This is a genomic window from Lentzea albidocapillata (assembly GCF_000719115.1).
GTDB lineage: Bacteria > Actinomycetota > Actinomycetes > Mycobacteriales > Pseudonocardiaceae > Lentzea > Lentzea albidocapillata.
The window spans coordinates 221,299-241,711 of record NZ_JOEA01000004.1 but is presented as its reverse complement, the minus strand read 5'-3'; the positions used below and the strand labels follow the sequence as shown (position 1 = coordinate 241,711).

Below are 20,413 nucleotides of genomic sequence, written 5' to 3'. Positions count from 1 at the left end.
GTCGATTCGCACCTGTCGCTCTCGTGCTTCTTTCGAGTGCGTGCATGGTCAGTGCGGCGGACCCGGACCCGACCGTCACCGGGCCGGTGCCGAAACCGCTGGCGCCCTGCGCGTGGTGGTACGGCATCGGCGACTCGCCGACGCAGTGGGAGATCAGGTCCGCCGCCAAGAGCTACGACGTCGTCGTGCTCAACGCGTGGGAGACGGCGGCCATGCGCAAGCTGCACGAGCTGAACCCCAAGGTCAAAGTGCTCGTGTACAAGGACTTCTCCAGTACGCGCAACTACTCCGGCGCCGTCGAGGGCGACCGCGACGCCAGGTACCTGCCCACCGGGATCGGGTACCACGCCGCGGAACGGACCCAGCCGGGGTGGTTCGCGATCAGCACGCTCGGGCAGCGCATCGAGTGGGACGGCTACCCGAAGCACTGGCAGATGACGGTCTGGGACCCGGCCTACCAGAAGGCCTGGGCGGACGCGGTCGTCGGCGAGGTGCTGCGCGAGGGCTGGGACGGCGTGCTGGCGGACAACGACTTCAGCTCACTCAAGTACTACTCGAGCGCGGTGATCGCGGGCACCGCCGACGCCGCCGGGTCCGACCGGCTGCTGCGCGACGGCCTCGACGCCATGCTCCAACTCACCGGCGACGCCCTGGAGAAGTCCGGGAAGATGCTGATCCCCAACGTGTCGGAGTCACAGCTGACCCCCGGCCGCTGGTCGGCGCACTCCCGGTACGCGGGCGCGATGGAGGAGAACTTCGGCCTGCGGGGCGACGACGGCACCGGCGAGCTGATCACGTTCCAGGGCAACCAGTTCAAGGAACAGCGCGCGCAGGCCGCGCTCGGCGAGTCCTGGCTGCTGCTGATCACGCACACGAAGTCGGACAAGGAGGAACGCGTCGGGTACGCCTCCGCCGCGCTCCTGGCGAGCCCCCACACCTGCTGGACGAGGGCGCAACCCGACTACAAGAACCCGTACTGGTCGCTGTACCAGGACGCACGGCTCGGCGAGGCGGTCGAGACGGCCAACCGCCTGCCAAGCGGGGTGTGGAACCGCCGCTACTCGGGTGGCTGGGTGGCCGTGAACCCGACGAAGACGTCCGTGCTGCTGACGCCGCCGCCGGGCCTCGTCACGCTGAAGGGCGAACCGGTGCCTACCCAGCTCGACCTGCCGGCGGCCGACGCGGTGGTGCTGGTCAACGGCCCGAAGCGGTGAGCTTGCGGTAGAGGTCCAGGTGCCTGCGGGCGCAGACCTCCGGGGTGAACCGCTCCCGTGCCCTCGTGGCGAGCCGGTGTCCGGTGCTCGCGGGGTCGGGGTCGGCGAACAGTGCGCGCAGCCGCGCGGCCAGCGCCGGCACGTCGCCGGGCTTCGGGCAGTCGTCGCCGGGGATGCCCAGCATGTCCGCGACACCGCCGGTGTCCGTGGCGACCACGGGCTTGCCCGCGGCCATGGCCTCCGCGACGACGAGCGGCTGCTGCTCCATTGTGGACGGCAGCACCAGGGCGTCGTGTTGCAGCAGCAGTGCGGGGACGTCGGTGCGGAAGCCCAGGAACTCCACCCTGCTCGCGAGGCCGCGGCGGGTGACCCGGCCCTCCGCCTGGGTCCTTTGCGGACCGTCGCCGACGACGGTGAGCGTCGCGTCCTCCGGCATGGTGCTCTCCAGCGCGTCCAGCAGGTCCAGCAGACCTTTGCGTTCCACCAGAAGCCCGACGAACACCAGTTTGCGCACGGGTTCGGCGGGCGGGCTCGCGGCACCGACCTCGACGCAGTTGTCGATGTGGGTCATGCGGTGCGGCGGCACGTAGAGCCGTTCGCGCAGGAACCGGCCCATCTCCCTGGCCGGGACCACGGTGCGGTGCACGACCCGGGCGACGGCGGCGTCGGCGGCCAGCACCGCCCTGGTGTAGGCCGGGGGAGGGGTGGCGCCGCGGACGTTGCGGAACCACGGCTCGGCCACCTCGTCGGGCACGCCGTGGTAGGTGTGCACGATCTTGGTGCCGGTCGTCGCGAGTGCCGCGCTGACCAGTCCGGACCGGCGGTCCTGGGCGTGCACGACGTCCGGGCGCCAGGCCTTGATCGCGGCCCGCGCCTGCCGTGCGGCGGCCACGTCCCCCTTGCGCGTCACCAGGGTCTCTTCGAAGTACGGGTCGATGAGCTCCGCGCCGCGCCGGGGCCGCGGGCCGAACACCCGCACCTCGGCGTCGCCCGACTTGGCCAGCGCGGCGGCCAGGCGCACCGTCACGTCCACCGGGCCACCGCTGTCCTGGGTGAGCAGGTAGGCGATCCGTGTCATCGTCGTCCTTCCTCGGTGACCAGTCTCGCGGTGAGCGTCGCGATCCGGCCGGTCATGCGTTCGCGGTCGAACAGGGTCTCGGCCCGGAGCCGGCCGCGTTTTCCTTCGGCGGCCGCGAGTTCCGGGTCGGCGAGCCGGAGCGCAATCGCTTGCGCCAGGGCTTTCGTGTCGCCTGCGGGGACTACTTCGCCTGCGTCGCCGAGGCTTTGCTCGACGCCTTCGACGTCGAACGCGACGACGGAGCGTCCGCAGGCCATGGCTTCCAGCGGCACCAGCGCCATGCCTTCGGCACGGGAGGGCAGGACCACCACGTCGGCCTCGGCGTAGAAGCCGGCGACCGAGTCGCTGTGACCGTGCCAGCGGGTGCTCGGGGATTCGGTGGCGCGCAGCTGTGCGGCCATCGGGCCGTCGCCGACGATCAGGAGTTCGGCGTCCGGGACCTTCGCGAGCACCTGGGGCCAGGCTTCGAGCAGGAGGTCCTGGCCCTTCTGGAAGGCCAGCCGTCCGACGCACACCGCCGTGGGGGTGTCGTGGGGCTTGGGTTCCGGGCTCAGGCGTTGGGTGTCGACGCCGTTGCAGACGACCTCGGCTCGTGCGGTCACCTGTGCGGCGCGCCCGGCTTGGAGTTCGTCGTCGCTGACGCACAGGAGCAGGGTCGTCCAGCGGGACGCTCGGGCCTCCCAGAACCGGCAGGCCCGGCTGAGCAGTCCGGTGGCGACGCGGAACGACCACAGGTGCGGCTGGAAGAGCGTCGGGATGCGGCCGCGCAGGACGAGCCTGGCCAGACCGGCCTTGGAGCTGTGCAGGTGGACGACGTCGGGCCGGAGGTTTTTGAGGGTCCTGCGGAGTTCCCGGAGTTCCAGCGCGGTCCGGGGGCCGGGGCTTCGGGTGGCCTGCCAGGGGTGCAGCGGGATCCCGGCCCTGGCGGCCTCGTCCGGCAGCCAGCCGGTGGCCGGGCAGGCGATGCTGACGTCCCAGCCGCGCCGTTGCTGGGCCTTGGCCAGGTCCAGGACCACGACGGCGACCCCGGCCTCGACCGGCTGCGTCACGTGGACGATCTTCACGCGCGCTCCTTCAGTCCGATGAGGACGGTGCGGTTCAGCGGCAGGGCGATCGCGCAGTAGGTGGCGAGCAGCAGCAGGCCGGTGGCGATCAGCCCGGTGACGGTGGTGCTGTCCGGCAGGACGGTGCTGATGGCGAGACAGGCGGCCGCCGCCCCACCGACCCCGGCGATGGCGCGCAGCGGCACGGGGAACGCGAGGCCGTTGCGGGCGAGGACCAGCCAGGTCACCGGCACCAGCAGCCACACCACGGTCACCTGGGTGAGGGCGACCGCCGCCGGGCCCCGTTGCGTGGTGAAGACCAGCGCCGTCAGCAGCAGGACGAGGTGGGCGGCTTCGAGGGCGAGGTACTGGCGGGCGTGCCCGGCGGCCCTGATCACCTGGTACCAGACGTGCAGCAGGCTCAGGCCGAGTCCGTAGCCGCACAGCAGGACCAGCAACCCGGCCGCGCCGGCCCACTGCTCGCCGAGGACCACGATTCCCTGCGCGGACAGCGCGACCACGACGTACAGGCCGCCGGTCACCACCAGGGTGGCGATGGTGAACCGGTGCAGGGTGGCGGGCAGCCGGTCTCTCCGTCCACTTCGGACCAGCTCGGCGCAGATCGGGAACAGCACCCCGCCCAGCACGACCGCGATCATGATGTACGGCACCCAGGCGATGCGGAACGCGAGTGAGTACCCGCCCACCGCCTCGGGGCCGAGGACGTGCCCGATCGCGAGGTAGTCGACGTTGATCAGCAGCACGGCGATCAACGCGCCAGGTCCCACGACCGCCAGCCACTTCGCCGCTTCCGCCGCGGCTTCCTGGTCCCAGACCGGGCGGATCCGCGCTCCGGCCACAGCGGCGAGCACGGGTTGTGCGACCGCCGTGCAGAGCAGGCCCAGGACCAACGCCGTGGGCCCGGTTCCGTTCGCCGCCAGCGTGACCGTGACCGCCGCGCCGACGAGCATGCCGCCCGCGTCGGGGAGCATGCGCCGCCGGAAGTCGAGGTCGCGGTGCATCAACGCCATCTGCACCCCGCCCGCCGCGGTGAACGGCAGGGTCAGTGCCGCGAGCCGCAGCATCCCGGCGGCCTCCGGCGCCCCGAGCGCGGCGGCGATCGGGTGCGCGGCGGCGATGATGATCGCCGTGAGTGCCGCTCCGGTCGCGACGCTCATCGTGAGCACGGTCCCCGCGGTCCTGAGGGGATCCAGGGCGGTGCGACTGACGATGTCGTAGACGCCCATGGCCTGGACGACCTGGCCGATGTTGACGACCGACACGACCAGCGCCACCGCGCCGAGGTCGGCCTCCGTGAGGAACAGGGCGAGCGCGAGGGTCACCACGATCTGGCTGCTCTTGCTCACCAGGTTGACCGCGAAGAGCCACAGCGACCCCCGCACCGCCACGTCTGTCATGCGGCGCGCCGGACGTGCCGTGTCGCGAACACCGTGAGCACCAGCCAGGCAGCCACGACCGCGACCCCGTCCAGCGTGACGGCGGCCCGCGCTCCCAGAACGCTCTTGATGGCCGTGTCCACGAAGTACAGGTGCGCGAACGGAACCACGAGCAGCAGGGTGGCCACGCCGGCCCACCGCCAGTGGCTGTCCTTGCGCCGCCGCCAGCACACGACGGCCAGCGCCGTCATCGCCGGGACCGCGATCAGCACGTCGCCAGGCTGGTGCACGAGCGCGACCACGATGCCCAGGCAGGTCAGCAGATCCGCCGCCTCCGACCCGTTCGCGGTGCGGTCGAGCCTGCGGGCCAGCAGCGCGGTGACCGCGAGAACCCCGCACAGCGCCAGCAGTTCCGCCGCAGGCGGCAGCCACCCGGTCGTGCGGAAGAACACCGCCGGCAGGTCGACCCGTTGCGCCGTCATGGAGTCGACCGCGCCGTACCCGGTGCTGCCGGCCCACTCCAGGTTCCGCGAGATCACGTCGAGGAACTCGCCGATCCCGCCGCCCCTGATGACGAGGAGCGCGGCCACGGGCAGACTGGCCGCCGCCGCGATCGCCGTGCCCAGCAGCGCGACCTTCCGGTCACCGCGCACGAACAGCAGCAACGCCAGCGGAAGCCCGAACTGCGGCTTCAGCCAGGCCAGCGCCAGCGCCACCGACGCCCACGCCGGGCTCTTCGTGCGCAGCAGCAACGCCCCGGCCGCGCCGACCGCGATCAGCGGATTGACCTGCCCCACGTACATCTGGGCCTTGCCGACCTGGCTCGTCACCAGCAGCGTGCTGATCACGATCGTGCCCGCGACCACGGGCAGCTTCGCCCGTCCCGCGGCCATGACGGCGAGACCCACCAGCAGCACCAGGCACGCCAGCGCGAACGCGACCGCGCCCACCCGGTACTCCGGCAGCGCGAACGGCAGGTGCAGCACCAGGTGGTAGGGCTGGTAGAGGTTGAAGTTCTGGCGCACCGGCCAGTGCTCGAACATCACCGCCGGGTCGTACGGGTTGCCGCCGCCCAGGAACTCGCGGATCGGGAAGTACAGCGCGTCCCGGAAGTCCTGCATGCGTTCTTCCGGCAGGTTCGCCTCGGTGGGGAGCGGCACCTCCCACGACGGCTTGAGAGCGCGGAACGCGCTGAGGGCGCCGGTCAGGGCGACGAGGGCGAGGCCGATCGTCTTGGCGAGGCCGGCCCGGCTGGTCGTGGTGATCATTCCGGCATCACCGCCACCACGATCGAGGTCGCGGCCACCGCGGTGACCGCGGCCAGTGCGGCGAGGGTGGCGAGGCCGGCGACGGTGAGTGCGGTCCGGAGGTCCACCTGGCGTACGAGGGCGGCCCAGCGGGAGGAGATCGTCACGCCAGCACCACCGCCACCAGCACCGACGAGGCCGGCAGTACCGCGAGGGCAGTCGCCAGGTCGTTGCGCCGCGCGCGGTCGTTCGACGCGACGGCGATCACGGCCGTGCCGTCCGCCGGCTCGGAAGCCTTGTCCGGCAACGCCCGCGCGAGTTCCTCCGCACGTTCTGCCAGCGCCGGGCTCACCGGCAGCACCCGCACCGGGCGGGCCGCCGCCACGCACAACGCCGTGAGCCGTTCGGTCAGGTCGGGGTCGTCGTCGGCAGCGACGACGACCGGGTGCCTGATGCCCGCGGTCGACAGAGCCGCACCCACCACGTTGGCGCGCAGGCGGCGCACCGCCACCACGGCCACACCCGCGATCACCGCGGCCACCAGGGCGAGACCCGTGGCGAGGCGCCAGTCCGGCGTCACCTGCGTGGTCTCGGGGCGCGGGTCCACGAGACGGAACCTGGCGGCGGGCGCCAGCAGGTCGGCCTCGATCACCGCCCGGGCGACCGCGGTGACGGCCGAGGCGGCGTGCGCGGCCGAGTCGGCGCGGACCGAGATGCGGGCCACGCCGGACGCGGGGACCAGTTCGACGGCGATGGCGTCGGCCAGGCGGTCCGGCGTCGTGCCCGCCGCGCCGGCGGCCGCGTCCAGCACGGACGGGCTGCGGACCAGTTGCACGACCGCCGGCGCGGCCAGCGACGTGACCTCGCCGAACTGGGCGCTGTCCGGTGCGGACGGGGTGGCGAGCAGGGTCAGCCTGCCCTCGGTCACGCCGTCGCGCAGTGCGACGGCCAGCAGCACGGCCGCACCGACCAGCACGGCGGCCAGCACGCCTTCCAGCACAGCTCTGCGAGCTTTCATCGTCCCTCCAGGACGGTACGAAGCAGTTCGTCGTAGGACTTCATCAGGGTGTGCGCGTCGGCCGAGCCGTCGTGGGACGCGGCCACCGAACGCGCGGCGGGGGAGAAGAGCAGGCCGCGCAACGCTTTCGCGGTCTGCCCGGGGCTGCGGCGGGGGACCAGTACGCCACCACCGCCGGACAGCACCTCCCGCACACCGTCCACATCGGACGCGACGACGGGCCGGCCCGCCGCCAGTGATTCGAGCAGCGCGATCGGCATGCCCTCCCAGTCGCTGGTGAGCACGGTGACGTCCGCGGCTTCGAGCAGGTCGCGCACGTCGGTGCGGGTGCCGAGGAACCGGACCCGTCCGGGTGCGCGCGCCTCCAGTTCCGCACGCAGGCTGCCGTCGCCGGCCAGCCACAGTTCGCAGTCGCCGGGCACCTGGGACCACGCGTCGAGCAGCACGTCGTGCCGCTTCTGCGGTTCCAGCCGGGCAGGGCAGAGAGCGACGGGCACGTCGAGCGGCGTGCCGAGCCGGGCTCGCACGGTCGCCCGGTCGGTCGTGGGTGCGGAAGGAAAGACTGCGTTCGGGATGACGACCACGGAGCCGAGCCCGGCGTCGCGCAGCCGGGCCGACGCGGCCGCGGCAACGGTCACCACGACGGTCGACACCCGCCGCAGCACCTTGACCGCACCGGGCACGTCAGCCTCGGCGACGCCGTGGAACACCGTCACCACCGGCCGCCGCGGCGAGGCGATGCGCGCGACGAGCGACGCGGAGACGTTGTGCGCCACCACGACATCGGGCCGGAACCGGCGCACGGCCACCCGCACCGCCCAGGCCGCGCGCACCACACCCAGCGGCGAACGCCGGGCCACCGGCACGTCGAAAACGGAGACACCGCCGGCACGCAACGCGTCGACGCGGAACCCGCCACCGCTCGCCACCGCGGACTCCCAGCCGACGTCACCGCCCGCCAGGGCCATCCCGGCCACGAGCGCCTCGGCGCCACCCGCGCCCATCTCGCTGATCACGTGGAGAACGCGCATCGAGACTCCTTCTGAGAACGCCGCTCGATCGCGACCGCGATGGCGACGAGCGACCACAGGGGCAGGTAGTACTGCTCGGACAGGAAGATCGAGGCGATCAGCACGGCGATCAGCGCCGCCTGCACGGCCACGGCCTCACGCCGGTCCGCCACGCGGCGCAACGCCCGTTCGCTGGCCATGAAGCCGATCGCGACGAACGCGATCAGCAGCGCGAACCCCGGAACCCCTAGTTCGGCGGCCACTTCGAGGAACAGGTTGTGCGCCACCGGGGTCTGCTCGTCGATCTCCGCGTTGTGCCCGGCCGCCGCGTACTCCTGGCGGAATCCGCCGGGCCCGACACCGAGCACCGGGTTGTCGGCGAGCATCCGCGAGGCCGCCTGCCAGCGCAGCATCCGGGTGTCGGCGTTGGTGCCCGCGATGTGGCTCTTCTCCTGCAACGCCCGGGACAGCTCGGCCTGCGCCGCCGAGGCGAACACCAGCGCCGCCACACCGGCGACAGCGGCCGTCACGACCACCGCGCGGACCGGCAGCGCCCGGCGCACGATCAGCCACACCAGCGCGCAGGCCAGCGCGATCCCGCCGCCGCGTGAGAACGTCGCCGCTGCACCGGCCACCAGCACCGCGCCCAGCAACAACAACACGATCCGCGACCGGCCCCTGGCCGGCAGCGCGACCAGCAACGGCAGCGCCGCCACGAGGAAGAACGCCAGGTCGTTGGGATCCTCCAGCGGCCCGGTGGCACGCAACGAACCACCGGCCACGCTGAGCAGCCCGCCCGCCGCCGCCACGACCGCGCCGGCGACCGTCGCCGCGAGCAGCGCGCGGACCGGCACCTCCCGCGCGGCCACGTCGGCGAGCACCACCGTGATCACCAGGAACGGCACCCACCGCACCAGGTACTCGAGCGTGAACGGCTCGGCCTCGTGCACCGCGGAGGTCGTGAGCAGCACCACCGCCAGCAGCGCGACGACCAGGTGCAGCGGGTGCGGCGCGGGCAGACGTCGTTGCCGGTACAGGGAGAACAGCCACACGCCGATCAGCAGCGCGGGCAGAACCTTGGCCGACTGCCCGTGCACCTGCAGCAGATACCCTTCCAGGGGCGCCAGCGCCACCGTCCCGCAGGCCAAGACGCGCAGCAGGACCGTCAGCCACATGCGACCGGATCCCGTTCGCGCAACGGAGAACCCGCGATCCGCTCGACGTGCTCGCCCGTGCCGACCACATCGAAGTGCTTGCGCAGCAACGACAGCACCCAGCCCAGCAGCTCGACCTTCCGCGCGCCCGGCACGGCCATGCCGGGGAAGAACTCCATCCCGGGCGCCTCGGCACCCGAGAGCACGTCGGTCGGGTGCAGCAGCAACGACGGGGACACCTTGCGCGCCAGGCACAAGCGCAACGCCGTGCGGAAGTACCCGCGCGCCAGCCGGGGCGAGATCTGGTGCAGCTGCAACAGGTACGCGCCGTGGATCGGCACCCGCAGCAACGGCATCGTCGTCACCGGGAGCTCGACCAGTCCGTTGTCCCGCCAGCGATACGCGGTGTTCGGGGCGCGCACCTTGCCGAACCCGCCGAACAGGTCCTCGCCGCCGTCCGTCGACCCCGCCGAGCGGTTGTGGTACGCGCGAGCCAGCGGCCCGATCCACGTCGGCAGCACGCTGGCGTCGTAGCGATAACCGCGCCGCCGCAGGACGTCGAGCAACGCGGGCGTGACGCTGTAGCCGGGACCGCGGAAGCCCACGGGCCGTGGCGCCCCGGCGGCCATGATCGCCTCCTCCGCGCGCATGACCTCCTTCTCAACCTCCTCGTCGGAGAAGCGGTGCAGCCACGGCTGGTGCCAGAACGAGTGGTTCGCGATCTCGTGCCCGGCCGCGACGATCGCCGCGACCGCCTCGGCTCCGTCGTCGCGTTCCGCGTCCGCGCCGACCACGAAGACCGTGGTGGTCAACCGCTGCTCGCCGAAGACGTCCAGCAGGCGCGGCACCGCGGACGGCAGGAAGCTCGGCCTGCTCTCCCACCGGGGATCGCCGTGCGTGCGCAGGTATGCCCACAGGTTGTCGAGATCCAGCGACACACTGGCGACGGGCTTCACCGCTCACCTCTGGCGGGGACCAGTTCCCGGGCGGGCAACGCGGCGGACCCGAGCACCAGCACGCCGGACACCACCAGCAGCACGCCCAGCACGACCCACCACTCACGCCCGGCCGCGATCTGGTCGCCCATCACCGCGAGCCCGGCCGCCGAGCCGATCACGACGGTGGTCGCGTCCATCGACGCCACCGCGGACGTGGCCGAACCGCGTTGCAACGCCGTCGCGAGGCACGCCTGCCCGACGAACGCGGCGACCACCATCACCCAGGTCAGCGGGTGCAGCACCAGGTCGAGCAGCGGCTTGCCGGCGACGTTGCGCGCGGCCACCGCGACTACGGCGAACGCGACACCGGCGAGCACCGGCGTCGCGGCCTTGAACACCCGTGCCAGCGGCAGCACCGCGAGCGTCAACAGCCCCAGCGCCACCAGCGCGGGCACCAGCGGGAGCTCACGGGCCGTGGACGGCGCCGCCGCACCCGTCAGCAACAGCAGCCCGCACGCCATCACCACCAGCACCGCGATCTCGACGCGCCGGATCCGCCAGCCGAGCAGCAGCACGCCGATCACGGTGGCGAGGCCGACCGCGCACGACGAACCGGCCTGCACCAGGTACAGGGGCAGGTCCTCGCGAGCCAGGAACGCGAACAGGAACCCGCCGACCTGCCCGGTGAACCCGAGCAGGTACAACCGGTCCGCGGCGAGGCGGGCGAGCAGCCCCACGCCGGTGCCGGGACGTTCATCGGCCCTCCGCGCGGCGACGGTCTGCGCGACTATCCCCAGGCCGTAGAGCACAGTGGACACCGCAAGTGCCAGATGACCGGACATGAGCGCGGACACTACGACACGCTTGTGCGGCAACACTTTCGAGCGATATCCGAGGCAACTCTTTCGAGTGAACGTGTGCGGGATTCGCCCGGATTCGTCAAGATCGATGAAGTACCTTGCCGCGGTGCGGGAAACGAACATCGTCACGATCGTCTGCGGCACCAGGCCCGAACTGATCAAACTCGCGCCGCTGGTCGACCACTTCGGCAGCGCGTGCAGCATGATCTACACGGGCCAGCACTACGACCGCTCGATGTACTCGCTCATCCGCCGCGAGGTGCCGGAACCGGGCGCCTTCCACGAACTGCGGCTGGGAGGCCTGCGCCGGGGCGACCAGCTCGGCCGCGCCGTCTCGGCCGTGGACGAGGTACTGGCCGCAGACCGGCCGGGCGCCGTGATCGTGCAGGGCGACACGACCTCCGCACTCGCGGGAGCGTTGGCCGCCAACGCCTGCGACGTGCCGCTGGTGCACGTGGAGGCGGGCCTGCGCAGCTACGACCGCGCGATGCCGGAAGAGCACAACCGCGTGCTCATCGACCACCTCTCCGACCTCTGCTGCGCGCCGACGCCGTTGAACCGCCGCAACCTCCTGGGCGAAGGCGTCGCGCCGAGCCGCATCGCCGTCACCGGCAACACCGTCGTGGAGGCGCTGGCGCACGCGTTGCCCTCCGCGGACGAGGAGGACGTGGTCCTGGGCGAGCTCGGCCTGAAGCCCGACAGCTACGTCCTGGCCACGATCCACCGCCCGGAGAACGTGGACGACGCGGCCAACCTGGAGACCATCCTGCGCGAGCTCGGCGGACTGCCGCTGCCCGTCGTGCTGCCGCTGCACCCGCGGACCGCACAGCGCATCACCGCGTTCGGCCTGGAAGCGCTGCTGCACGGCCTCCAGGTGATCGAACCCCAGCCGTACCGGCCGTTCCTGGCCCTGGCTCACGGCGCTGCGGTGATCGTGTCGGACTCGGGTGGCATCCAGGAGGAGGTGAGCGTGCTGAAGCGGCCCGTCGTGGTCGTGCGGCGCAGCACCGAACGCCCGGAGATCGAGGGCACGTTCGGCACGCTCGTTCCGCCCGGTCCGCTGGTGGGCAGCTCGGTGCTGGCGTGGCTGGACGACGTGGAGGGGCATCGGGCCGCGCTGCGCGAGATCCCGTCGCCGTACGGTACCGGCTCACCGTCCGGGCGCATCGCCTCCGCCGTCCGCACGATGCTGGCACCGCGCCGCTAGTCCGCGTGACTAGGGCAAGCGCGCCTGTGATGCGCCGGAATCGGCTTGGGCCTTGAGTTCGCTCTTGCGGCGGGTCAGCACGAGCGGCCCGTCCTCGGTGATCGCGACGGTGTGCTCGGAGTGGGCCGTGCGCGAACCATCGGCCGAGCGCAGCGTCCAGCCGTCCTCGTCGTAGATGATCTGGTCGGTCGTCGCCGCGAGCCACGGCTCGATCGCGATGGTCAGGCCGGGCTTGAGCTTCATGCCGTGCCGGCGCCTGCCGTTGTTCGCGACGTGCGGGGCCTCGTGCATGGTGCGGCCGATGCCGTGCCCGCCGAACTCCAGGTTGGGCGTGTAGCCGGACTGACCGCAGACCTCACCGATCGCCGCCGAGATGTCGCCGAGCTTGTTGCCGACCTGTGCCACCTCGATCGCCGCCGCCAGCGCCACCTCGGTGGTGCGGACCAGGCGCTGGTCCTCCTCGCGGGGCGTGCCGACGATGACGGTCATGGCCGAGTCGGCCGCCCACCCGCCGATGGTGACGGCGATGTCCATGGTCAGCACGTCACCGTCCTGCAGCACGTAGCTCTTGGGCAGTCCGTGCAGCACCGCGTCGTTGACGGCCAGGCAGGTCACGTTGCGGAACGGGCCGCGGCCGAACGACGGCGAGTAGTCCCAGTAGCAGGACACCGCGCCGCGCTCCTCGAGCATGTGGCGCGCGTGGTGTTCGAGGTCGAGCAGGTTCACCCCCACCGCGGCCCTGGCGGAGAGCTCGTCGAGCACCTCCGCGATGAACTGGCCGGTGACGTGCATGCGCTCGATCTCGGCGGGTGACTTGAGCTCGATCAACGTGTTCCTCCATCAGCGGGTGCCGGTATAACTATACCGGCTTCGCGGAGACGGCTGAACAACACCACCCAGGAGGGGGACGGGCGTTGCGCCGGCCCGGACACATCACCACAGTGCCTGGTCATGAAGCAGGTGCTGCAGCACAGGATCGACTCGACCTTCGCCCATTACGACGTCAACCGCAACGGCGTCATCGAACTAGCGGACATCTACGCGCTGGCCAACCGGCTGCTGCAGGCGTTCGGCGAACCGGCGTCCTCGGAGCGCGGCCGTGAGCTCGTGGAGGCCTACGACCGGTTCTGGGAGATGCTGGCCGAACACTGCGACACAGACCGCGACGGCAGGATCGGCCCGGTGGAGTACCGCGACGCCATGAACGAGGCGTTCGTCGAGGGCGGCCCGATCAACATGGACTTCCTCGAGGTCGTCCAGTCCCTGCTCGACCTCATGGACACGAACGGCGACGGCCGGGTGGACGCGTCCGAGTTCGGGGTCCTGCTGAAGGCGCGCGGGCTGTCGGCGGAGGAGTGCGGCCGGGCGTTCACGCACCTCGACACCGACGGCGACGGCGCGATCAGCGTGCAGGAATACGTGACGGCCGTGCGCGACTACTACACGAACCCGGCGGAGGACACGCCTGGCAGCTGGCTGTACCCGAGGGCACTGCAGCGCATCTGACCTGGGCGCGGAGGCCGACGCATCCCTCTGTCGGCCTCCACCCGCCTTGTAGGCTCCGTGCCATGAGCCGCCCCCGGCAGACAGTCGCGATCACTGCCGACCTCGTGATCCTGACGATCCGCGACGGCGTTCTCTGCGCCCTCGTCGTCGAACGCGGCAACGACCCCTTCGCGGGACGACTGGCCTTGCCCGGTGGCTTCCTGCGAGGCGAGGAGAGCCTCGACGAAACAGCCGCGCGGGAGCTGACCGAGGAAACCGGTCTGGACGCCACGCAGCTCCACCTGCAACAGGTGGGCGTCTACTCGGCCCCGGACCGCGACCCCCGGCGTCCCCGCGTGGTGACCTGCGCCTATCTGGCGATCGCCCCGGACCTCCCCTTCCCCGCGGCCGGCACCGACGCACGGGCGGCGCACTGGCTCCCGGTGTCCGAAGTGCAACGCTCCGGCCTCGCGTTCGACCACGACGAAATCCTCGGCGACGCCCTGGAACTGGCCCGTGCCGAACTGCAGTTCCGCACGATCGCGACGGCCTTCTGCGCCGCCGAGTTCACCATCGGCGAGCTCCGCGAGGTCTACGAGGCGGTCTGGGGTGTGGACCTGGACAAGCCGAACTTCCACCGCAAGGTGACCGAGTCCGCCGGCTTCGTCGAGCCGAGTGGCGCGAAACGCCCCAGTCCCAACGGCAGGCCGGCTGCTTTGTACCGAGCGGGCGGCGCGTCCACGCTGTCGCCGCCGATGATGCGCCCGCGGCCGGCGGCTTCCTGACGACCGGGGCTCCTTGATGTCAGTTTGACAATTGGCTTGTAATAACGGGTTCTGGCGGAACGGCACTTGATGTCGATCTGACAATAACCTACTCTTCGGGCATGGCTGATGACACGGAACCCGGCCGGCGCCGGTTGACCGCGGACGTCGTGCTGTTCACCAAACAGGACGGCGCGCTGGCGGTTCTGTTGGTACAGCGCGGAAAAGACCCGTTCCAAGGCGCGCTGGCACTCCCCGGAGGCTTCGTGGAACCGGGGGAGCGCGCAGTCGACGCGGCGGCACGCGAGGTCCGCGAGGAGACGGGAATCGAGGTGGCGAAGGATCGGCTGAAGCGTTTCGGTTCCTACAAGACCCCCGGCCGTGACCCGCGGGGCGTCATCGAGAGCGTCGCGTTCCACGGGTACCTCACCGGGGCTCCTCCCGCGACGGAGGGAGGGGACGCCGCGGCCGCCCGCTGGGTCGCTCTGACCGAGTTCTTCAACGTGCACGCCGCGGTCGCGTTCGACCACCGCGCCATCGTCTCGGATGCGGTCGTCAGCAGGTTCGGCTTTCGTCATCGCGTGGAATCCCTGGCGGATGTCCACTTTCGCCGGATCTGAATGTCCATTCCAGACCTCCGCGAAATCCTCCGGCAGATGTTTGACGCGAAACGTGTGCCGGGGTTAGTCTCCTCCGCGCCGCGGGCCGATGCTCCGCGATCCCTCGCTCGACACCCACTCGCACCGGGTGCTGTCTCCACCTGTTCTCACTGAATCTCCACCTGACCGAACCGGCCGTGTCGCGGACTCGCCCTCCGCATGTTCGTCGCGCGTAGACACGCCCCACCGTGGGCGAATCATGTTGGGGTGAAACGATGATCGTGATTCTGACCGCGCTGCCGGTCGAGCAGGAAGCGGTGCTCGAGCACCTGGTGGACGTCCGCGAGCACCGGCACGCCCAGGGCACGCTGTTCGACGTCGGCACGCTCGCCGGCCGGCCGGATCGGCGGGTCGCCCTGGGAGTGACCGGGCAGGGGACCCTGGCCGCCGCCGCGCTCACCGAGCGGGCGATCGCCGAGTTCTCGCCTTCCGCGGTGCTGTTCTCCGGGATCGCCGGAGGGTTGCGGCCCAAGCTGGAGATCGGTGACGTCGTGGTCGCGACCAAGGTCTACGCCTACCACGGCGGCAAGAGCGAGGACGAGGAGTTCCTCGTACGGCCCCGTTCCTGGGAGATCTCGCACGACCTGGAACAACTCGCCCGCCGGATCCGCCGCACCCGCGCCTGGTGCGAGCCGCTCGCGCCACCCGGTGAGGCGCAACGACCAGAGGTCCACTTCGAGGCGATCGCCGCAGGGGACGTGGTGCTGAACTCCACGACCTCGCCGGTGGCGAACGCCCTGCACCGCAACTACAACGACGCCGTCGCGGTCGAGATGGAGAGCGCCGGGTCCGCCCTCGCGGCGCACCTCGCCGGCCGGGTCGCCACGGCGACCGTGCGCGGCATCAGCGACCACGCCGACGGCACCAAGTCCGTCACGGACGGCCAGGGCGGTCAGCGGCGGGCGGCGCGCAACGCCGCCGCCTTCACCGTCGCCCTCGCCGCCGCGATCCACGAGGCACCGGAGAACGCCAGGAAAACGGCCGGGCAACTGCCGCCGATCCGCAACCGCAACATGGCCTCGACGGGCGCCACCGTCGGCCAGCAGAACGGCGTGAACACCGGCGACTTCACCATGAACGTGACGCGGGAGAACCGATGAACCACCCAGCGGACGGCATGTGGCCGCCCATGGACAACCACAACGTCGCACAGCCGGGCGCCACCGTCGGCCAGCAGAACGCGGTCAACTACGGCGACACGGCGTTCCACGTCGAGGCGATCTACCACGTCAACCAGGGCGACCCGCCCGAGCGCCGCAACGAGGTCGCGCGCAACTTCCTCGCCGCCGGTGTCCCTCGAGAGGCCGAACGCCTCTTCGGTGACCTGCTGCGGGAAGGCCATGTCACCTCGCAAAGGGCCTACTACTACGCGCTTTCCGTCGTCAGCGGACGCTCCTGCGGCGAGGTGGGCGGCGAGCTGTTCAAGAACGTCCGCGACGCGCGGAAGATCGCGCAGTCGCTGCCGGACGATCCGTGGCAGGACGCGTTCACCCTGGTGTGGCGCCTGCTGCACCTCGTGCGCGGTGAATCCGGGGCACACCGTCCGCGCGAGAACGTGGACGAGGTCCTTGCGGCGTTCGGCGCGCTGCCCCCGGACCGCCAGGAAGAGATCACCCAGCACCTCGCCACGATCCAGGACGGCGTCACGCAGGCCGCCCTGGAAGGCGTCTACGCCCACCGCGTCGTGACCCAGCGGATGTCGAACGGCCGCGCCGAGCGGGCATGGAAGTTCTTCGAAGCGGAGCCCGCGCCGCCACGCCCGTTCGTGGCGGCCGCCACGAAGCCCGAGCCAAGGGACTGGCTTCCCGTCGGCTTCGGCGGGTTCGCCGCCTTCATCGGCCTGAGCAGCAGCTTCTTCGGCACGTCGGTGCTCGGCGTCCTGCTCGCCCTGCCGATGATCATCGGTGGTGCCATTCTCATGGCCCATCACGGCGCGTGGCGGGCCGGCGCGTCGATGTGGAGCCAGATCCGGCTGAACCAGGTCACGCCGCCGCCACGCCAGCCGGAGCCGCGCTCACCGGGCCACTGGGTGTCGACCGCGTTCGTCCGGGAGATCCACCGGATCGTCGACAGCCGGTTCACCGAGGCGCGGCCGCACGTCGCAGGGGACTGGCCCGGCTACACCGCGGGCATCAGAGCGCACCTCAAGCACCGTTTCGTGGCTCTCTACGGCAACGCGCAGGTTCCGGCGGGCGCCGTGAGCTGGCTCGCGCGCTGGCACGCCCTCAAGGTGGCGGAAGGCTGGGGCAGCAACGCGTTGTTCCACACCTCCGTCCGATCGCCGGAACGCGACACCATGCTGTACCGCGCGGGCATGGGCGCCGCCATCGCCGGACTGTTCGTACTGGTCTTCGCCGGCGGCTTCGGCGCGGCGATCTTCCTGGCTCCCGGCTGCTTCCTCGTCGTCAAGGGCGTGACGAAGATCCGCGGCCTGCACCGGATGAGTGCCCTGGCACGTGCCCACGACGAGCAGATCTTCGCCGCCGAGACGCAGGGCTACGAGGAATGGCTGCGGCTGCTGGCCGACCGCCCGTCCGACGGCGAGATGGCCCGCTGGCTGTCGATGGACAAAGTGTGCCTGAAGAACGATTTGGTGCGCCGCAACAACCTCACGACGCATGACCTCGTGACGCACGTTGTCATGACCGAGGGCGCGAACGGCGCGAAGCGCGCCAGGGTGCTGCACGGTCCGCCGCGTTACTCGAACTACGAGGTGCAGATCTTCCTGCTCACCCGCAGTGGCGTGCGCGAAATGCGCGTGGAACTGAACTTCCTCACCGGAGAGGCGCGCAACGAACGCCGCAACCTCTTCCGCTACGACGCCCTCGCGTCCGCCAGCGTCACCGAGGTCGGCCTGCGCGCCACCCGAGGCGAGGGCGACTGCACCAGGGAGGTCGAACGGCTGCGCAGCCGCAGGTTCTGCCTCACCCTGGTCAATGGCCGCGACATCACCGTCGTCGCGGAGAACTTCCGCAACGCCAACGACTCCGTGCTGGAGGACGAGTCCGAGTTGTTCCTCGTGGCGCTGCAGACCTCCGGCATCGACGCGGCCCTGCCGATCCTCGAAGCCGTCGCGGCGGAGGGCAGCGACTGGATCGACCGGGAGCAGGAACGCCGCGAACGGTGGTCCCGCGACTGGTACGAGTGACGAACAGGCCGGGCGCGACCCCGCGCCCGGCCCAGGCCTCGACCAGGACCGGACGGCACCTGCATCACTCCGAGACCGCGATCGCCGAGGCCGGGCACACCGCCGCCGCGTGCCGGACGTCGGCCAGGCGCTCCGCCGGAGGGCTCGCGTCCAGCAGGTCGACGAGGCCGTCGTCGTCGCGCTGGTCGAACACGTCGTCCGCGGCCAGCACGCACTGCCCGGCTCCGACGCACTTCCCCTGGTCCACCACGATGTTCACGCCGACCTCCAGGTGACGGGCAGCTCCGCCACGCCGCCGGTGAGCGTCGCACGGACCTGCAGCTGGTCGAGTTCCTTGGCCAGCCGCATGGACGGCAGGCGCTTGGCGAGCGCGGCGAACACCACGCGCAGTTCCGTGCGGGCGAGCGACGCGCCGATGCAGAAGTGCGCGCCATGGCCAAAACCGAGGTGTGTCCTTTCTGGACGGTCCGGGTTGAACTCCTCGGCTTCGGAGTACACGGACACGTCGCGGTTGGCCGCGTTGATCGACAGGACCAGCGCGTCACCTGCCTTGATGGTCACGCCCGCGATGTCGACGTCCTCGCGGGCGTACCGCAGCAGGCCGAGGTCGCCGGGTGCGCCGAGGCGCATGACCTCCTCGACCACCGCGTCGACGCGGCCGTCCGGGTCGGCGACGAGGGCGTCCCAGTGCGACCGGTCGGTGAGCAGGAACAGCACGCCCAGGCCGATGCGGTTGACCGTGGTCTCGTGGCCCGCGAACAGCAGTCCGACGCACAGCCGGACCATCTCCACGTAGTCGAACGACGGGTCCTCGGCCTGCGCGCGCACGAGGTCGGAGATCACGTCCTCGCCGAGCGCACCGCGCTTGGATTCGACGAGCCCGACCATGTACCGGAAGAACTCCTCGCGCGCCTTGTGCGACTCTTCGCCGATCTCGGTGCCCGCCATGCGCTCGGACAGCGACGCGAACAGCTCGTTGTCCTCCTCTGGGACGCCGAGCAGGCCGCAGATCATGGCTACCGGCAACGGGAACGCGAGCCCGCGGTGCAGGTCGACCACGCCGGTCTTCTCGTGCTCGGCGATCAGCGCGTCCAGGCAGCTGTCGACCAGCTCCTCCATGTTCTCGCCCAGCATCCGCATCCGCTTGGCGGAGAACGCGGGCGTGAGCAGGCGGCGCATGCGCGTGTGGTCGGCCTCCTCCGTCGCGTACTCGCCGGTCGGGCCGTCCTGCACGGCGGCGGTCGAGATGCGGGAGGCCTTCTCCGGCTCCTGGTGGGAACGGCCGAAGCGCTTGTCTCCCAGCAGGAGGCGGACCTCCTCGTACCGGGTCACGAGCCAGGCGGGGTCGCCCGCCGGCGTCGTCACGGGCGCGATCGGTGCCTCGCGCCGCAGCACCTCGTAGAGCGGAGCGAGGTCGAGGACGTTCGGCCTGGCCAGCGGCAGCTTCAGGCGCTCTGCGTCAATGCTCATGCACTGACCGTAGCGCTTAATGGCAGATGGTGCCAATAAATGTTGCCTGTCGGGTGACGTGCTTAAATCGCCCGATGACGGACGTTGCGACCGAAAAGCCTCGCCGTGGCCGGCCGCCGGTCAGCGACGAGCAACGTCAGCGTCAGCGCCTCGACCTCTCGCGGCACGCGGTCCGGTTGTTCGCCGAGCAGGGCGTCGCCGCCACGTCGGGCGAGCAGATCGCGCAGGCCGCGGGCGTCTCCGAACGCACGTTCTGGCGCCACTTCCCGCACAAGGAGAGCTGCGTCGAACCGCTGCTGACCAAGATGGTCGACGCCTTCTGCGCGGTGGTGCGTGCCTGGCCGCGCGAACTCGAGCTGATCGACCACCTGCGCGAGGCCTACAGCCCGTTGCTGGACGCGGCGTCCGACGAGGACATCGAAGCGGTCCTCGCCGTCGTGCGGCTGACCCAAAGCGAACGGGCGTTGCGCGCCCCGTACCTGATGTTGCGCGAACGGGCGGAGGACGCGCTCGCGGACGTGCTCGCGCAACGGGCGGGGCTGCCGCGGAACGCCATCGAGGTGAGGGTGCAGGCCGCCGCGATGAGCGCGGTGCTCAAGGTCGCCACCGACGACGTGGCCAGGGCCGCGGCGGACGGCGTCACGAGGGAGACCCTCGAAGGGCATCGCGAGCAGATCGCCGCCGCGCTGCGTGGCCTGTCGCAGGTGTTCTAGTGGTGTGG

General features: G+C 71.2%; 21 protein-coding genes. 8 read left to right on the top strand and 13 right to left on the bottom strand.

Annotated features, from left to right (window positions below; all coding sequences use genetic code 11):
- Positions 1–44: 44 nt before the first annotated feature.
- Positions 45–1,214 (top strand): putative glycoside hydrolase family 15 protein, encoded by a 1,170-nt coding sequence (locus IG04_RS0106845; RefSeq protein ID WP_084401987.1) that lies wholly within the window; start codon positions 45–47, stop codon positions 1,212–1,214.
- On the opposite strand, the gene IG04_RS0106840 is transcribed toward IG04_RS0106845, so the two are convergent.
- Genes IG04_RS0106840 through IG04_RS48565 form a run of 10 tightly spaced genes read right to left on the bottom strand, consistent with a single transcriptional unit; the run spans position 1,195 to position 10,941 of the window.
- Positions 1,195–2,292 (bottom strand): glycosyltransferase family 4 protein, encoded by a 1,098-nt coding sequence (locus IG04_RS0106840; RefSeq protein ID WP_030475690.1) that lies wholly within the window; start codon positions 2,290–2,292, stop codon positions 1,195–1,197. The two genes, IG04_RS0106845 and IG04_RS0106840, sit on opposite strands and share 20 nt — an antisense overlap.
- Positions 2,289–3,356 (bottom strand): glycosyltransferase, encoded by a 1,068-nt coding sequence (locus IG04_RS0106835; protein WP_030475689.1) that lies wholly within the window; start codon positions 3,354–3,356, stop codon positions 2,289–2,291. The genes IG04_RS0106840 and IG04_RS0106835 overlap by 4 nt, the downstream gene beginning before the upstream one ends.
- Entirely contained in the window at positions 3,353–4,753 is a 1,401-nt protein-coding gene (locus tag IG04_RS0106830) for an oligosaccharide flippase family protein (protein ID WP_030475688.1), read from the bottom strand. Before IG04_RS0106830 ends, IG04_RS0106835 begins: the two co-directional genes overlap by 4 nt.
- Complete coding sequence (locus IG04_RS0106825) at positions 4,750–6,000, bottom strand: glycosyltransferase family 87 protein (RefSeq protein ID WP_030475687.1); 1,251 nt, start codon at positions 5,998–6,000, stop codon at positions 4,750–4,752. The genes IG04_RS0106830 and IG04_RS0106825 overlap by 4 nt, the downstream gene beginning before the upstream one ends.
- The gene (locus IG04_RS46315) at positions 5,997–6,146 is read right to left on the bottom strand and encodes a hypothetical protein (RefSeq protein ID WP_157512873.1); all 150 of its coding nucleotides are present in this window, start codon (positions 6,144–6,146) and stop codon (positions 5,997–5,999) included. Before IG04_RS46315 ends, IG04_RS0106825 begins: the two co-directional genes overlap by 4 nt.
- Positions 6,143–6,997, bottom strand: a complete 855-nt coding sequence (locus IG04_RS0106815) for a hypothetical protein (protein WP_030475686.1) — start codon at positions 6,995–6,997, stop codon at positions 6,143–6,145. Before IG04_RS0106815 ends, IG04_RS46315 begins: the two co-directional genes overlap by 4 nt.
- Positions 6,994–8,028: a glycosyltransferase gene (locus tag IG04_RS0106810; protein WP_084401986.1), complete on the bottom strand. Its 1,035-nt coding sequence runs from the start codon at positions 8,026–8,028 to the stop codon at positions 6,994–6,996. Before IG04_RS0106810 ends, IG04_RS0106815 begins: the two co-directional genes overlap by 4 nt.
- On the bottom strand, positions 8,010–9,182 hold the full coding sequence (locus tag IG04_RS0106805; RefSeq protein ID WP_245816580.1) for an O-antigen ligase family protein: 1,173 nt from the start codon (positions 9,180–9,182) through the stop codon (positions 8,010–8,012). Before IG04_RS0106805 ends, IG04_RS0106810 begins: the two co-directional genes overlap by 19 nt.
- Positions 9,173–10,117 (bottom strand): polysaccharide deacetylase family protein, encoded by a 945-nt coding sequence (locus tag IG04_RS0106800; RefSeq protein WP_030475683.1) that lies wholly within the window; start codon positions 10,115–10,117, stop codon positions 9,173–9,175. Before IG04_RS0106800 ends, IG04_RS0106805 begins: the two co-directional genes overlap by 10 nt.
- A complete protein-coding gene (locus IG04_RS48565) occupies positions 10,114–10,941 on the bottom strand; it encodes a hypothetical protein (protein ID WP_036014036.1) in 828 nt (275 codons plus the stop codon). Before IG04_RS48565 ends, IG04_RS0106800 begins: the two co-directional genes overlap by 4 nt.
- Before the next feature lie 124 nt (positions 10,942–11,065).
- Here IG04_RS48565 and wecB point away from each other — a divergent pair, with 124 nt between their 5' ends.
- On the top strand, positions 11,066–12,166 hold the full coding sequence (gene wecB / locus IG04_RS0106790) for a non-hydrolyzing UDP-N-acetylglucosamine 2-epimerase (protein WP_030475681.1): 1,101 nt from the start codon (positions 11,066–11,068) through the stop codon (positions 12,164–12,166).
- A 9-nt stretch (positions 12,167–12,175) separates the two neighbouring features.
- On the opposite strand, the gene map is transcribed toward wecB, so the two are convergent.
- Positions 12,176–12,994 (bottom strand): type I methionyl aminopeptidase, encoded by an 819-nt coding sequence (gene map / locus IG04_RS0106785; protein WP_030475680.1) that lies wholly within the window; start codon positions 12,992–12,994, stop codon positions 12,176–12,178.
- A 123-nt stretch (positions 12,995–13,117) separates the two neighbouring features.
- On the opposite strand from map, the gene IG04_RS0106780 reads away from it, so the two are divergent.
- The 5 genes from IG04_RS0106780 to IG04_RS0106760 all read left to right on the top strand — a co-directional run bounded on the left by IG04_RS0106780 (position 13,118) and on the right by IG04_RS0106760 (position 18,222).
- Positions 13,118–13,672 carry an EF-hand domain-containing protein gene (locus IG04_RS0106780; RefSeq protein ID WP_030475679.1) on the top strand — a complete coding sequence of 185 codons (555 nt, stop codon included), beginning with the start codon at positions 13,118–13,120 and terminating at the stop codon, positions 13,670–13,672.
- Positions 13,673–13,734: 62 nt separating this feature from the next.
- Positions 13,735–14,436 carry an NUDIX hydrolase gene (locus tag IG04_RS0106775; protein WP_030475678.1) on the top strand — a complete coding sequence of 234 codons (702 nt, stop codon included), beginning with the start codon at positions 13,735–13,737 and terminating at the stop codon, positions 14,434–14,436.
- A 101-nt stretch (positions 14,437–14,537) separates the two neighbouring features.
- Positions 14,538–15,035, top strand: a complete 498-nt coding sequence (locus IG04_RS0106770; RefSeq protein ID WP_030475677.1) for an NUDIX domain-containing protein — start codon at positions 14,538–14,540, stop codon at positions 15,033–15,035.
- Between the two features lie 254 nt (positions 15,036–15,289).
- The gene (locus IG04_RS0106765; RefSeq protein ID WP_030475676.1) at positions 15,290–16,174 is read left to right on the top strand and encodes a 5'-methylthioadenosine/S-adenosylhomocysteine nucleosidase family protein; all 885 of its coding nucleotides are present in this window, start codon (positions 15,290–15,292) and stop codon (positions 16,172–16,174) included.
- Positions 16,171–18,222 carry a hypothetical protein gene (locus tag IG04_RS0106760; protein ID WP_144065606.1) on the top strand — a complete coding sequence of 684 codons (2,052 nt, stop codon included), beginning with the start codon at positions 16,171–16,173 and terminating at the stop codon, positions 18,220–18,222. The genes IG04_RS0106765 and IG04_RS0106760 overlap by 4 nt, the downstream gene beginning before the upstream one ends.
- 64 nt (positions 18,223–18,286) lie before the next feature.
- Here the strand turns inward: IG04_RS0106760 and IG04_RS0106755 are convergent, their stop codons facing one another.
- Together IG04_RS0106755 and IG04_RS0106750 are read right to left on the bottom strand one after the other, a co-directional pair.
- Positions 18,287–18,481, bottom strand: a complete 195-nt coding sequence (locus tag IG04_RS0106755; RefSeq protein ID WP_030475674.1) for a ferredoxin — start codon at positions 18,479–18,481, stop codon at positions 18,287–18,289.
- Positions 18,478–19,692, bottom strand: a complete 1,215-nt coding sequence (locus IG04_RS0106750; RefSeq protein ID WP_030475673.1) for a cytochrome P450 — start codon at positions 19,690–19,692, stop codon at positions 18,478–18,480. Before IG04_RS0106750 ends, IG04_RS0106755 begins: the two co-directional genes overlap by 4 nt.
- 74 nt (positions 19,693–19,766) lie before the next feature.
- Here IG04_RS0106750 and IG04_RS0106745 point away from each other — a divergent pair, with 74 nt between their 5' ends.
- Positions 19,767–20,405 (top strand): TetR/AcrR family transcriptional regulator, encoded by a 639-nt coding sequence (locus tag IG04_RS0106745; protein ID WP_036013958.1) that lies wholly within the window; start codon positions 19,767–19,769, stop codon positions 20,403–20,405.
- Positions 20,406–20,413 lie beyond the last annotated feature (8 nt).